General features: G+C 59.3%; 14 protein-coding genes and 1 tRNA gene. 12 read left to right on the top strand and 3 right to left on the bottom strand.

What is annotated here, in order from left to right:
- Window positions 1-165: 165 nt before the first annotated feature.
- The 3 genes from ACUVTU_RS10490 to ACUVTU_RS10480 all read left to right on the top strand — a co-directional run bounded on the left by ACUVTU_RS10490 (window position 166) and on the right by ACUVTU_RS10480 (window position 1,537).
- A complete protein-coding gene (locus ACUVTU_RS10490) occupies window positions 166-834 on the top strand; it encodes an SOS response-associated peptidase (protein ID WP_445889916.1) in 669 nt (222 codons plus the stop codon).
- A gap of 132 nt (window positions 835-966) precedes the next feature.
- Window positions 967-1,269 carry a hypothetical protein gene (locus ACUVTU_RS10485; RefSeq protein ID WP_445889915.1) on the top strand — a complete coding sequence of 101 codons (303 nt, stop codon included), beginning with the start codon at window positions 967-969 and terminating at the stop codon, window positions 1,267-1,269.
- A gap of 52 nt (window positions 1,270-1,321) precedes the next feature.
- On the top strand, window positions 1,322-1,537 hold the full coding sequence (locus ACUVTU_RS10480; protein WP_445889914.1) for a hypothetical protein: 216 nt from the start codon (window positions 1,322-1,324) through the stop codon (window positions 1,535-1,537).
- 87 nt (window positions 1,538-1,624) lie between these two features.
- Here the strand turns inward: ACUVTU_RS10480 and ACUVTU_RS10475 are convergent, their stop codons facing one another.
- The gene (locus tag ACUVTU_RS10475; protein ID WP_445889913.1) at window positions 1,625-2,185 is read right to left on the bottom strand and encodes a L,D-transpeptidase; all 561 of its coding nucleotides are present in this window, start codon (window positions 2,183-2,185) and stop codon (window positions 1,625-1,627) included.
- 398 nt (window positions 2,186-2,583) lie between these two features.
- Here ACUVTU_RS10475 and ACUVTU_RS10470 point away from each other — a divergent pair, with 398 nt between their 5' ends.
- From ACUVTU_RS10470 to ACUVTU_RS10460, 3 genes are all read left to right on the top strand, one after another.
- Window positions 2,584-3,105: a replication protein gene (locus ACUVTU_RS10470; protein WP_445889912.1), complete on the top strand. Its 522-nt coding sequence runs from the start codon at window positions 2,584-2,586 to the stop codon at window positions 3,103-3,105.
- Window positions 3,106-3,448: 343 nt separating this feature from the next.
- Window positions 3,449-3,808 carry a DnaD domain-containing protein gene (locus ACUVTU_RS10465; protein ID WP_445889918.1) on the top strand — a complete coding sequence of 120 codons (360 nt, stop codon included), beginning with the start codon at window positions 3,449-3,451 and terminating at the stop codon, window positions 3,806-3,808.
- A gap of 109 nt (window positions 3,809-3,917) precedes the next feature.
- Window positions 3,918-4,916 carry an Rpn family recombination-promoting nuclease/putative transposase gene (locus tag ACUVTU_RS10460; RefSeq protein WP_445889911.1) on the top strand — a complete coding sequence of 333 codons (999 nt, stop codon included), beginning with the start codon at window positions 3,918-3,920 and terminating at the stop codon, window positions 4,914-4,916.
- A gap of 142 nt (window positions 4,917-5,058) precedes the next feature.
- Here the strand turns inward: ACUVTU_RS10460 and ACUVTU_RS10455 are convergent, their stop codons facing one another.
- Complete coding sequence (locus ACUVTU_RS10455; RefSeq protein WP_445889910.1) at window positions 5,059-6,330, bottom strand: MFS transporter; 1,272 nt, start codon at window positions 6,328-6,330, stop codon at window positions 5,059-5,061.
- A tRNA-Sec gene (locus ACUVTU_RS10450) sits at window positions 6,302-6,399 on the bottom strand. The genes ACUVTU_RS10455 and ACUVTU_RS10450 overlap by 29 nt, the downstream gene beginning before the upstream one ends.
- Window positions 6,400-6,556: 157 nt before the next feature.
- On the opposite strand from ACUVTU_RS10450, the gene ACUVTU_RS10445 reads away from it, so the two are divergent.
- The 6 genes from ACUVTU_RS10445 to ACUVTU_RS10420 are packed head-to-tail and all read left to right on the top strand — an operon-like array spanning window position 6,557 to window position 13,180.
- Complete coding sequence (locus ACUVTU_RS10445; protein WP_445889909.1) at window positions 6,557-7,516, top strand: polyprenyl synthetase family protein; 960 nt, start codon at window positions 6,557-6,559, stop codon at window positions 7,514-7,516.
- A 16-nt stretch (window positions 7,517-7,532) separates the two neighbouring features.
- Window positions 7,533-8,183, top strand: a complete 651-nt coding sequence (locus ACUVTU_RS10440; RefSeq protein ID WP_445889908.1) for a precorrin-2 dehydrogenase/sirohydrochlorin ferrochelatase family protein — start codon at window positions 7,533-7,535, stop codon at window positions 8,181-8,183.
- Window positions 8,152-9,456, top strand: a complete 1,305-nt coding sequence (hemA, locus tag ACUVTU_RS10435; protein WP_445889907.1) for a glutamyl-tRNA reductase — start codon at window positions 8,152-8,154, stop codon at window positions 9,454-9,456. The genes ACUVTU_RS10440 and hemA overlap by 32 nt, the downstream gene beginning before the upstream one ends.
- A gap of 14 nt (window positions 9,457-9,470) precedes the next feature.
- Complete coding sequence (gene hemC, locus ACUVTU_RS10430; RefSeq protein WP_445889906.1) at window positions 9,471-10,412, top strand: hydroxymethylbilane synthase; 942 nt, start codon at window positions 9,471-9,473, stop codon at window positions 10,410-10,412.
- Window positions 10,405-11,952, top strand: coding sequence for a uroporphyrinogen-III C-methyltransferase (gene cobA / locus ACUVTU_RS10425; RefSeq protein WP_445889905.1), 1,548 nt, complete (start codon window positions 10,405-10,407; stop codon window positions 11,950-11,952). The genes hemC and cobA overlap by 8 nt, the downstream gene beginning before the upstream one ends.
- Before the next feature lie 49 nt (window positions 11,953-12,001).
- Window positions 12,002-13,180, top strand: coding sequence for a radical SAM protein (locus ACUVTU_RS10420; RefSeq protein ID WP_445889904.1), 1,179 nt, complete (start codon window positions 12,002-12,004; stop codon window positions 13,178-13,180).
- The last annotated feature ends 78 nt before the right edge of the window (window positions 13,181-13,258 follow it).

Raw genomic sequence — 13,258 nt, 5'->3', positions numbered from 1 at the left:
CAGATTATGCCTGAAAATGGTTATTGGTGAGATGGTATCACGGATCCAGGTTATAGTTAGCTGTTTTTCATAGCCGTTGCTGCGGTGGGGCAACTCGCGCGCCGCATTTTGACGGGTGGAATATTCCTGTTCTGATTTGCTTTCTGACTCACTTCCCGGGGGGTGTTGGTTATCTGCGGTCGCTATACGCTGACAGTATCACCGGAAAAAATCAGCCAGACCTTTGGCGTGATGGTGCATATCCAGTACAGCCCGCGCTATAACATTGCGCCCGGGCAAACAGTGCCGGTGATCGGGGAGGATGGGTCCGGGCGCTGGCTGGCCGTTATGCGCTGGGGACTGGTACCGCACTGGGCCAAAGAAGCCAGCATGGGCCATAAACTGATAAACGCCAGAGCGGAAACCCTGACGGATAAGCCTTCTTTCCGGGATTCCTTTCGCCATCGCCGCTGTCTGATCCCGGCCGATGGTTTTTATGAATGGAAAAAGGAGGGAAAAGTCAGCACGCCATACCGGATCGTGCTGCCCGGACAGGAACTGTTTGCCTTTGCCGGTCTCTGGGACAGGTGGGATGCGCTCGAGGGAAGCATTTTTTCTTTTACCATCATCACTACCACTGCCAGCCCGGCCATGCAGGGGATTCACTCCAGAATGCCCGTGATCTTGCGCGACGAGCGCGAGTATGCGGCCCGGCTGGATGGCAGCACCGATGCGGGTACACTGAAAAAAATGCTTCGCCCCTGTGAGGAAAGGCTGCACATTTACCCGGTCTCCCGGCTGGTCAACTCGCCCCGCAATGATCTGCCGGAACTGGTGCGGGAGCAGGAGATTTAATATTTGCCTTCCCCCTGATCGGCCCCGGCGGGCGGGGGGCAGATCAGCCCAGCCTGGTCGACAGCGCTCTCTTTTATCCAGCTTCCCACAGCACTGTGCTAGTGATATAATCAAGCAAAAAGGAGTGCTCCGATGTCCAAGCCTGATCTGGCCATCAAACGTTTGCTACAACGCCGGGCAGGTGATTGGTTGGCCTATCTGGTACCGGAAAGCAAACCGCAGCAAATCAGGCCATACCAGACCGAATTTAGTCCTAAACTGAGCTCTCGCCTGGACAGTGTGCTGGAAGTGGAAGAAGCGAACGGTAATTATTTTTTACATATCGAGCCCATGGCTTATCGGGATACTGCTCTGCCTGTAAGGATGTTGCGCTATCGTAGCGATATCTGGGAAACAGTGATTAAAGATAGAAAACATCATGTATTTGCTGGCTGAGAAAAAGTATGCTGGAAGCCTGATAAGGCTCTATATCAGGAGGGAAATGCTTATGGAATCAGTTATTTTCAGCGAGATTATAGATGAGATCGTTCAAGAGAAATTGCATAAGATTGTGCAAGAGAAAGTGAAAGAAGAACGCCAGCAAACTGCTATAATGTTACTTCATGAGGGCGTTGACCCGCGAATCATCACCAAAGCTACCGGACTTAACCTGGATGAAGTGCTGCAATTACAGAAGAAAATGTTAGAATCTGATAAGCATTAATGTAGAAAAACCACCGCTTGCCCGGTGGTTTTTTGTGCATAAGGCCGGATATTTGATAGATAACCCGGGTATATCACAGACGGAGGATCAAATGCCTTCCCCCTGATCGGCCCCGGCGGGCGGGGGGCAGATCAGCCCGGCCTGGTCGGGATAGAGCATTTCCAGACTGACCGGTGAGTTGATGATCTCCACCGGTGTGCCCACGGCGATGCGGGGAAAGAGCCAGGCAATATCGCTGTTGTGCAGGCGGATGCAGCCTCCGGAGGCGTATTTGCCTATGGAAGAAGGATCGGCATTGCCATGAATGCCGTACTGATAGCCGCCGCCTACCGACAGGCCCAGCCAGTATTTGCCCAGGGGATTGGCGGGGTGGCCGCCGGGTATTTTCAGGCGGGCGTAATAGGGATTTACAATTTTGCACACCACGCGAAAAACCCCTTCCGGGGTGTAGCTGGGGAGGCGCCCGGTGGCTACGGGAAACACTTGCAGGAACCGGCCGTCTTTTACCACAGCCAGTTGATTGGTTCCCTTATTAATGATTATTTTGCTGCTATGCCGGTCACCGGCCGTGGCCGGCGGCTGGTTCATCAAACAGAGCAGGCCGGCCAGGGCCAGCCCGGCCAGTCCCCGGGCCAGATCGCGGAGCATGCCTCTACCTCCCCCGTTACAGGATAGGTTTGTTTGGGCAAACCAGAGCACAAGTGTATTATACCATATATTTACATATATGGTATACACATGATGTTTATTCCTGTAAACGATTGGTTGGAGCAAGGGTGAACCCCTGCTTTCCCGCATTTTCCGCAGGCTTTATGGTAAATGCCTCTTCTTAATGCACTGTTTTTAACCCCTCCAGTGTGCAGCATATAGCTTATTAAGACAGCATATTTATGTGCACATTGCTTAACTAATTATTGACATTAGGTGTGCGTATATACCGGCCCGGCGCCCACTCCCGCCGCAGCCAGCACTCAGATAGCGCCAGTTTACCGGGCCGCCCCGGAACTGCCGGAATTGCTGATCTCAAGACAGGAGGTACGAGAAACATGGCCAGCGTTCAGGATGGCTGCACCCAGGTACCCAACATGCTCCTGGAATCCTTGATCAGAGCCGGGCTGAACAGTACCCAGCTGAGCATCTGCCTGTTCATTCTGCGCCGCACCTGCGGCTGGGGGCGGGAGAATGACAGCATCACCCTGCGCGAATTTGCCGCCGTCTGTGGATCGGAGGAGACATACGTTTTCAAGCAACTGCAGGAACTGGTTAGACAGCGCGTCATCACCCGCAGTCCGGGCCGCCCGGCCCGTTACGCCCTGCAGAGCGACCTGGAACAGTGGCTCTGTCTGCCGCCCGCCGTGGCCAGCCCCCAGGCCAAGCCGGCCGGAGCCGTGCGCACCGGAAGGAGCGCCAGACAAAAAAAGCGGACGAGCTCGCCGGCAGCAGGGCGGATGCTCAGACCGCTATGGCCCGGAGCCAGCCTGCAGGGACAGACAGCTCCGCCGCACATAACTTGTCCGAAAAGACAAGTAATAATGGTGAGAATAACTTGTGTAAAAGGACAAGTATAACCGCTAACTTGTCTGAAATGACAAGTAATGAAAGAGCGGATTACTTGTCCAATAAGACAAGTAAACCCACTAACTTGTCCGAAAAGACAAGTAGCAACACCGGGCAAAACTTGTCTGATCAGACAAGTAATCCTGCCAACTTGTCCAAAAGGACAAGTAATAATGGTCAGGATAACTTGTGCAAAAGGACAAGCTGTGCCGGGACATCCGCCTTAGAGCCCCAAGGCTTTGCGGCCCGCCTAAAGAAAGATCTAGATCTAAATGATATAGATGATGTAGATATAGATCGGGCGCGGGAAGATTTGCCGGCTGTTCGGATACAGGAAGCCCTGCAGCAGGCGGTATCCTGGCCCCTTCACCGCTGCAGGTGGAAAAACTCACCGCCTGGCTGGCGGCCGGGCTGGAACCGGGCGTGGTGCTGTGGGCCATCGAAAAAGCCGCCCTGGCCAATGTGCGGCGGGTGGACTACATCGACGCCATCTGCCGGAACCTCTACAATGCCGGTGTGCGCACCCTGGACCAGGCCCGGGCTGAAGCCTCCCGCTACGCAGCAGCCCGCCATGAATCCGCCCGGCAGCGTCCGGGCAGCCGCTGGCAGTCCAGAGCCGCCCCGCCGCCCGGTGATGCGGCTGCCGAAGACCCGGAGCAGGCTGCGGCCCGGGAGAAAAAGCGCCGCCTGATTGAAAGTCTGTACTGCAACTGAATGATGGAGGCTAGCGCAATATTTTCACTCCGCATCAAATAAATACCAACCCCATCTAGACAGCCGTTTTACCATAACCGGCGGCTATGGTAAAATAGAAACCAAAGAGGTGATCACCCTGGACATATGGCAAAGATGGCAAAATTGTCTGGACCCCAAAAGCGATATCATATTTAAGCTGCTTTTCCGCGATGAAGAGTTGCTGTGTGAACTGCTTAATGATATTCTGCAGTTGAGTGGTGACCACCGGCTTAGTCATGTGCAGGTGTTGCGTGCCGACAAAGAAAAAGAACATCCAGTGGATAAAGGGATAATCCTGGACATTCATGCAACTACTGTGAACAATGACCGCTTCAACATCGAGATGCAGCTGCGGGATGAGCACAACATGGCCAACCGCAGCATCTATTACAACGCCCATATCCTGACCGAAACCTTAACCGCCGGAGTAGACTATGCCGACCTGTCCAGAGCCGTAACCATCATCATCACTAATTACAACCAGTTCCCTACCAGCCCCCATTACCGTCACCACTTCCACTGGTGGGAAGACCGGCAGAAAATCCTGCTCACCGAACGGGCCGAAATCGTATTTTTAGACCTGGTCAGAGTGAGGGAATCATTTAAACGCGGGGAAATATCCAGGGATCGGGACAGGGTAATCAAATGGATGTTATTTCTGCTGGCTCGTGACGACCAGAACATCGCTCAGGAGGTGGAAAAAATCATGGAACAGGACGCCATGATCCAAAAAGCCCGTGCCATGCTGGACAGAATTAGCAGCGACCCGGCTGTCCGGGCCGAATATCTGTCGCGTTACAAGTATGAGATGGACCAGGCTTCCAGACTGGCCAGGGCCAGAAAAGAAGGTAAGCAGGAAGGTAAGCAGGAAGGTTTACTGGAAGGCAGTGTAAAAAAAGCCCAGGACTATATCTGCAAGTACCTTTCCAGGAAATTTGGTGCATCGTCATCCAGGCTGCAGCAGAAAGTGCGTGAAATAAGCAGTCTGAAGCAGCTGGACGAATTAACGGATGAACTGTTTGTAGCCAGTTCACTGGAGGAAGCGACGGCTATTATCAATGATAGAACTAATAAAATGTTGCTGTAAAGGGGGATAGCTGCCCATTGCATTTTAGCCTTTGCCCTTTCTGGTCTGTGCGCAGGTGCCAACGGCCGCTGCTCCCTGTAAGAAACCCCCGTGCTGTGGCAACCAGCGTAATAGCTGGCGCTAGTACGGGGGTGACGTTTTTTCAGCGGTCCGGCCGGTGGGCCGGGGTGGGCTTATGGGGCAGGCTGTACCGGTAAAATCCCGCTCCCAGTGCCAGCAGCAGCAGGGAGAAGATCAGCAGTGCGCCGCGGAAGGAAAACCAGTCGGTCAGCCAGCCGCCGGCGGCCGGGCCCAGCAGCAGTCCCACCGAGTAGGCGGCATTGACCAGGGCGTAACTGCGGCCGTAGCTTTCCTCGCCCTTCTGGTCGGAGTATTCGGCCAGCAGGGGCAGGCAGGGGGTGGTCATGGCGCAGCAGGCGGCGCTGAAGATGCCGGCTGCCAGATACAGGGACACCAGATCGGGGGCCAGGCCCAGGGTGGGCAAAGAGAAGGCCGTGATGATCAGCCCGGGCAGAATCAGTGCCGGGTAGCCCCGGCGGTCACCCAGATAGCCCCACAGGGGCCGGGTGCCGAAATAGACCAGGCTCATGTAGCCGAACATCAGGCCGATGTCACGGCTGTTCTGGGCAAAGCGGTCGGCCAGGTGCAGGGGCAAAAGGGGTTCCAGCATGCCGAAACTGAAGCTGCTGGCGGCCACCAGCAGGATGATCATGATCATTTTCAGATCGGTGACCTTTCCGTAGGAGGATGACTGCCGGCTTTCCCGGCCGGTTTCGGGTAGAAAACGGCCCAGGGCGGGCAGAGTGAGCAGCAGCACTATTCCTGCCGTGCCCAGGAAGGGGGCAGAGTAGCCCAGGCTGTGGAAAGCCGCGCCGCTGAACACCGGGCCGGCAATGGTGCCCAGGCCGGTTACGGCCATCATCCAGCCCAGACCGCTGCCCCGCTGCCTGGTGGGCAGCAGGGTGGTGGCGGCGGCCAGGGCGGCGGTCCAGATGGCCGCGCCGGCCGCGCCCTGCAGAATGCGGGCCAGCACCAGCCACCACAGGCCCTGCACCAGGGCAAAAAGCATGGTCGAAGCGGCCAGCAGCAGCAGGCCGGCGGCCAGCACCGGGCGGTGCCCCAGGCGGTCGCAGGCGCTGCCCGAAGGGAAGCTGGCGGCAAAAAGGGCCACGGAATACACGGCAAAAAACAGCCCCAGCTGGCCGGCACCCAGGTGCAGGGTGCGGGCATAATAGGGGGCCAGCGGTGTAATCAGGCCGTAGATCAGCGCTTCCATGAACAGGGTCAGGCTGAGCCAGAGCAGGGTAAGGCGGGCTGCGGTAGTCATGGTTTGGTAACGCTCCTGTGAAATACTAAAACCCCCGCGCTGCCGGGGGTTTGCTCTGTGGCGGGAGTGTGTGAGAATCGAACTCACCCGAGACGGGGTTACCGCCTCGCGACCGGTTTTGAAGACCGGGAGCACCACCAGGCACCATCCACTCCCTTATCAAAAAGCACTTAATATTATACCAGCAGACGCCCGGATGAACAAGAGGCGAATTTGGTTTTATCATGCGGTGAGGGAAGGATTTTTACCCTGCCTGCAGAATAAAATAATGCGGGTAGAGAGAAAAATGCTTCTTTGAGTAGGTGCTTGTTAGATGCTGGATATATTTAGTGAAATCAGGGATGACCTGGGGAAAGTGGAGGAGATGCTGAAAGAAGTGGTGCGGGCGCCCGAGGAGAGCATGACCGAGACCGCCCTGCACCTGATCAATGCCGGCGGCAAACGCCTGCGTCCGGCATTTTGTTTGCTGGGGGCCAAGTTTCATCAATATGACCTGAACACGGTGCTTCCCCTGGCGGTGGCTCTGGAACTGATCCACATGGCTTCGCTGGTCCATGACGATGTGGTGGATGCGGCCACCACCCGGCGCGGGGTGCCCACGGTTCGGGCCATGTGGGGCAACCGGTTTTCCACCCACCTGGGCGATTTTTTATTTGCCCGTTCCCTGGTGCTGATCTCCCGGTACACCAACCCGCTGATTCCCCGGGTGCTGGCCCGGACCAGCGTGCAGATGACCGAAGGGGAGATTGTGCAGATTGCTACCTCCTTTGATCCCGGGCAGACGGTCAAGGATTATTTTTACCGGATCAAACGCAAGACCGCCCTGCTGATTGCTGCCAGCTGCCAGCTGGGCGCGGTGGCCTGCGGGGCTCCTCCCGGCATCTACATGGCACTGCGTCGCTTTGGTCATTATATAGGTATGGCTTTTCAAATTACCGATGATATACTGGATATGACAGCCGATGAGGCCAGGCTGGGCAAGCCGCTGGGCAGCGATCTGCGGCAGGGGATTCTGACCCTGCCGGTGATTTTCGCTCTGGAAGGGGTGCACGACCCCGAGATCAAACAGCTGGTGGTCCGGCGGGACAAGTCCCAGGCCGAGATTGAGCGGGCCATAGACCTGGTGGTGGCCTGCGGGGCGGTGGACAGGGCCAACCGGGTGGTGGAGCGGTACATCGACAAGGCCCGCCGCCAGCTGCAGGTGCTGCCCGACGTGCCGGCCCGCCGCACCCTGGCAGTCATAGCCGATTTCATTATTCAAAGAAAGTTTTAAAGCGGGGAAAACGGTTTTGGCTTATTATCACATCACCGTCAATCTGGCCGGTGAGCTCTGCCTGGTGGTGGGGGGCGGCCGGGTGGCGGAGCGCAAAGTGAGGACGCTGTTGGACTGCGGGGCCCGCATCCGGCTGGTCAGCCCCCGGCTGACCCCCGGGCTGGCTGAACTGGCTGCCTGCCGGGGCGACAGCCTGGTTTATCTGGATCGCCCCTATCATCCGGGTGATCTGGAGGGGGCTTTGCTGGTCATTGCTGCTACGGGCGATGTAGAGGTGAACCGGCGGGTAGCGCGGGACTGCCGGGAGAGAAATGTGTTGGTTAATGTGGTGAACGACCCGGCGGCAGGCAATTTTTTCGTTCCGGCCACATTGCGGCGCGGCGCGCTGACCATAGCTGTTTCCACAGAGGGCCGGAGTCCGCTCCTGTCCAGATATATACGCCAGGAACTGGAAAATATTTTTCCGCCCCAGTATGCCGAACTGGTGGATCTGCTGGGGGAACTGAGAGAGCAGCTGATCAGCCGGGTGCCGGATGCGCAGCAGCGCCAGGTTTTGCTGGCCGCTCTGCTGGACGAGCCGGTCTGGCAGCTGGTGCGGGCTGGACAGTTCGAGCTGGCAAAGGAGAGAATCAGACATGCATGTAGTGGTAGTGGGGCTGAACCATAAAACCGCCCCGGTGCAGGTGCGGGAAAAACTGGCTTTTTCCGAGCACAGTTTGCCCGCGGCGCTGGTGGAACTGAGGAAATATCCGGGTGTGGGCGGCTGTGTGATTATCTCCACCTGCAACCGGACGGAAATATATGCCGCTGTGGATGAGGAACCGGCCGGCGTGGAGGCCATTCTGGACTTTTTAGCCCGCCGTTCGGGGGTGGAACGGGCCGAGCTGCGCGGCTATCTGTACAATTACGGCTCCTACACAGCCGCCCGCCACCTCTTCCGCGTGGCGGCCGGCCTGGACTCCATGGTGCTGGGGGAAACCCAGATTCTGGGGCAGGTCAAGCAGGCTCTGGCCATAGCCCAGGAGCACCAGAGCACGGAAAAGATTTTAAATACTCTTTTCCGCCAGGCTCTCACGGTGGGCAAACGGGCGCGCACCGAAACCGGCATTGATCAGAATTCGGTATCCATCAGCTATGCCGCGGTGGAGCTGGCCCGGCAGATTTTCGGCACACTCGAGGACCGGGTGGTGCTGATCATCGGTGCGGGCAAGATGAGCGAGCTTACCGCCCTGCATCTGGTGTCCAACGGGGTGAGCGGGGTCATTGTTTCCAACCGCTCCTACGAGCGGGCGGTGCGGCTGGCCGAGAAATTCGGCGGTGAGGCCGTGCGTTTTTCGGAATTGTTTAAATACATGCTGCGGGCCGATATTGTGATCAGCTGTACCGCCGCCAGCCACTATGTGGTGCGCCTGGCCGAGATGCAGCAGGTGATGGAGCAGCGCGGCCGGCGCCCGCTGATGATCATTGATATCGCCGTGCCCCGCGATGTGGATCCGGCGGTGGGCAATCTGCCCGGGGTGAAGCTGTATGACGTGGACGCGCTGCAGCATGTGATTGACCGCAATCTGGAGACGCGGCGCAAAGCGGCCCTGCGGGCCGAAAGCATCATTGAGCAGGAACTGGCCGGCTTTATGCAGTGGCTGGGCAGCCTGTACGCCGTGCCCACCATTACCGCCCTGAAAAAGCTGGGTGAGGAGATCAAGCAGAAGGAGCTGCGGCGGGCCTTCAACCGCCTGGGCGAGCTGACCGAGCACGACCGCAAGGTGATCGGTTCGCTGGCCAATTCCATTGTCAATCAATTGCTGCACATGCCGGTGGTGCGCCTGAAGGAATACGCCCTGACCCCCCAGGGGCAATTATATAACGAAGTGCTCTGCCATTTGTTCGACCTGCCCACCGGGGCGGAAGATAAACCGAACATGCAGGCGGCGCAAAATTGACAGGAGGACGGGGCATGACCAGGACCATCCGCATTGGAACCAGAGAAAGCGCTCTGGCTGTATGGCAGGCGCGCTGGGTGCAGCAAAGACTGGCCGGGTGCTGGCCGGAGTATCGTTTTGAACTGGTGGGCATGAAAACCAAAGGGGATAAAATTCTGGACACCGCGCTGGCCCGCATCGGCGACAAGGGGCTGTTTACCAAGGAGCTGGAGCAGGCCATGCTGCGGGGGGAGATAGATCTGGCCGTGCACAGTATGAAAGACTTGCCGACCAAACTGCCGGCAGGTCTTTTCGTTGCCGCGGTATGTCCGCGGGAATATCCGGGTGATGGGCTGGTTTCCCGCCGGGGTCTGGCTCTGCAGCAGTTGCCGCCGGGGGCGCGCATCGGCACCAGCAGCCTGCGCCGGCAGGCCCAGCTGAAGCATTACCGGCCCGACCTGCAGTTTATCACGGTGCGCGGCAATGTGCAGACCCGCCTGCGCAAGCTTGAGGAGCTGGAACTGGATGCGCTGGTGCTGGCCTGTGCCGGTTTGGTCCGCCTGGGGCTCCAGGAACACATCACCCAGCGCCTGCCCTATGACATTGTGCTTCCTGCTGTGGGACAGGGCAGCATTGGCGTGGAAGCCCGTCAGGATGATGATTTTATAATCAATTTGCTCAGCCCCCTGGACCATCCGCCCAGCCGGGCGGCCATCACCGCTGAGCGGGCCTTTTTGCAGAGGCTGGAAGGGGGCTGTCAGGTTCCCATTGGCGCGCTGGGTCTGGTGGACGGGGAACAGCTCACTTTGCAGGGGGTGGTGGCCGCTCTGGACGGCCGGGAACTGGTGCGCGACAGCATCACCGGACCTGCGGCCGCTGCCGCAGCGCTGGGGGTGCAGCTGGCGGAAACACTGCTGGTCCGGGGAGCGGCCAGAATATTGCAGGAAACCAGACAGGAGTTTGAGAGCAATGGGTGAAAACAAGAGGGGTAAAGTCTATCTGGTGGGGGCCGGGCCGGGCGACCCGGGCTTGATCACTGTGAAGGGACGGGAGTGCCTGGCCCGGGCCGACGCCGTGGTCTATGACCGCCTGGCCGGGTCGCGTCTGCTGGCCTGGGCCCGGCCCGACGCCCGTCTTTATTATGTGGGCAAAAGTCCCCAGCGGCACGCGCTGCGCCAGGAGGAGATCAACGCTCTGCTGGTGGAACTGGCCGGGCAGGGCCTGGTGGTTACCCGCTTAAAGGGCGGCGATCCTTTTGTCTTCGGCCGGGGTGGGGAAGAAGCCCTGGCGCTGGCGCAGGCCGGCATCGAGTATGAGGTGGTACCCGGTGTGACCTCGGCCGTGGCCGTGCCGGCCTATGCCGGCATACCGGTTACCCAGCGGGGGATGACCTCCACCCTGGGCATTGTCACCGGCAATGAGGATCCGGAAAAAGACAGCACCGACCTGAACTGGGCCGGTATCAGCAGCATGGGTACAGCGGTATTTCTCATGGGTATGGCCAACCTGCCGGCCATTGTCCGGCAGCTGCTGGCCCACGGCCGCTCGCCCGATACACCGGTGGCCGTGATCCGCTGGGGTACCCGGCCCGAGCAGGCCACGCTCACCGGTACGCTGGCCAGCATTGTGGATCTGGTGCAGGAGCATAATTTCACCAACCCGGCGGTAATTGTTGTGGGCCAGGTGGTTACTTTGCGCGAGCAGCTGGCCTGGTTTGAGAAGAAGCCCCTCTTTGGCCGGCGGGTGCTGGTCACCCGTTCCCGGGAACAGGCCAGCGCCCTGTGTGCCGCGGTGGAGGAACTGGGCGGGGAACCCATCGAATTCCCCGTCATTCAGATTGTGGAGCCGCCGGACTATGGGCCGCTGGACCGGGCTATTGCCCGGCTCGGTCATTATCAATGGATTATCTTTACCAGTGCCAATGGTGTGCGCTATTTCTTCCGCCGCCTGTGGGAGCAGGGCGGTGATGTGCGGGACCTGCAGGGCATTAACATTGCCGCCATCGGGCCCCAGACCAGAGCGGCGGTGGAAGGGTTGGGCATACGGGTAACCTACGTGCCCGAGGAATACCGGGCGGAAGCGGTGGTGGAGGGGCTGCGGGCGAGCCTCAGGGCGGGGCAGGCGGTGCTGCTGCCCCGGGCCGACATTGCCCGCGACGTGCTGCCCCGGGAACTGCGGCAGCTGGGCCTGGAAGTGGACGAAGTGACGGCCTATTGCACCGTGGCCGGCGCCGGGAATGCCGAGCCGGTGCGGAAAATGCTGCTGGCCGGGCAGATTGATTATATTACTTTTACCAGCTCCTCTACAGTGCGCAATTTTGTCCGGGCGCTGGGTGAGCCCGATCTGCCCGGGCTGCTGCAGAGCCGGCCGGTGAAAGTGGCGGCGATCGGACCGGTGACGGCGCAGACCGCCCGGGAGCTGGGGCTGCCCGTGCACATCCAGGCCGCGCAATATACCATTGACGGTTTGCTCCAGGCGCTGGTGGCCGATGCGGGCTTAGGCCGGGCCTCTTCCTGAGAACCGCATTTGCCGGTGCACGCATGTTACAGAAAGGTTGTGTTAAGCAATGATCAGCATCAGCAGGTTGTATTGCGGCGCTGCCGGGTTCGGTGACTCGCTGCGCTACGCTCCGGGGGCGGCCGGGGCCCGGCAGGGTGCCGTGCAGGGGCATGGCCCGGTGGTGGTGTGGAACATGACCCGCAGCTGCAACCTGCACTGCCGGCACTGCTATTCCAGTTCCGAAGCCAGGCAGTATTCCGGAGAAATGAGCACCCGGGAGGGGCGGCAGTTTATTGAGCAGCTGGCCGCCTGCCGGGTGCCCGTGCTGCTGCTGTCGGGCGGGGAACCGCTGACCCGGCCGGACTTCTTCGACCTGGTGCAGTACGCCCGGCAGCTGGGTATACGTGTTACCGTGTCCACCAACGGCACGCTGATTACCCCCGATGTGGCCCGGCAGTTGCAAAAAGCCGGTGTGGGTTATGTGGGCATCAGTCTGGACGGGCTGGCCGGGGTGAACGACACCTTCCGCGGCCGGCCGGGGGCTTTCCAAATGGCCCTGGAGGGCATCCGCAACTGCCTGGCGGTGGGGCAGCGGGTGGGCCTGCGCTTTACGATTAACCGGCATAATTACCGGCAGGTGGACGACATATTCCGCCTGGTGCAGGAAGAAAACATCCCCCGGGTCTGCTTTTATCACCTGGTGTACAGCGGCCGGGGCAGCCGCATGGTGGAGGAAGATATTTCTCACGAGGAAACCCGGGCAGTGGTGGACAAGATCATAGCGCGCACCGCCGCTCTGCATGCCGCCGGGCAGCCGGTGGAGGTGCTCACAGTGGATAACCACTGTGATGCCATCTACCTGTATCTGAAGCTTCTGGGAGAAGATGCGACGGCGGCGGCGCGGGCGCGGGAGCTGTTGCTGGTCAATGGCGGCAACCGCTCGGGGGTGGCCATTGGAGCGGTGGACTGGGCCGGCAATGTTTATCCCGATCAGTTCACCCGCGGGCATGTGCTGGGCAATGTGCTGAAGACGCCTTTTGAGCGCATCTGGCAGGGCGAGCATCCCCTGCTGCGCGGTCTGCGGGACCGCAAGCGGCTGCTCAAGGGGCGCTGTGCGGCCTGCCGCTGGCTGGACTGGTGCAACGGGAATTTCCGGGCCCGGGCCGAGGCCGTAACCGGCGATTTCTGGGCCCCCGACCCGGCCTGTTATCTGACCGATGCCGAGATTGGACTGGCAGGTGAATAGCAAAATTGCTCATGGTGTTGCCAGTGAGGCAAGCTGTAGCGGATGTCTCACTACTCACCCGCTATTAAGCATATAAAA

Source organism: Desulfurispora sp. (assembly GCF_052744395.1).
Note: the sequence above shows the minus strand (reverse complement) of the source record. Positions and strands in the feature narration are given on the sequence as shown.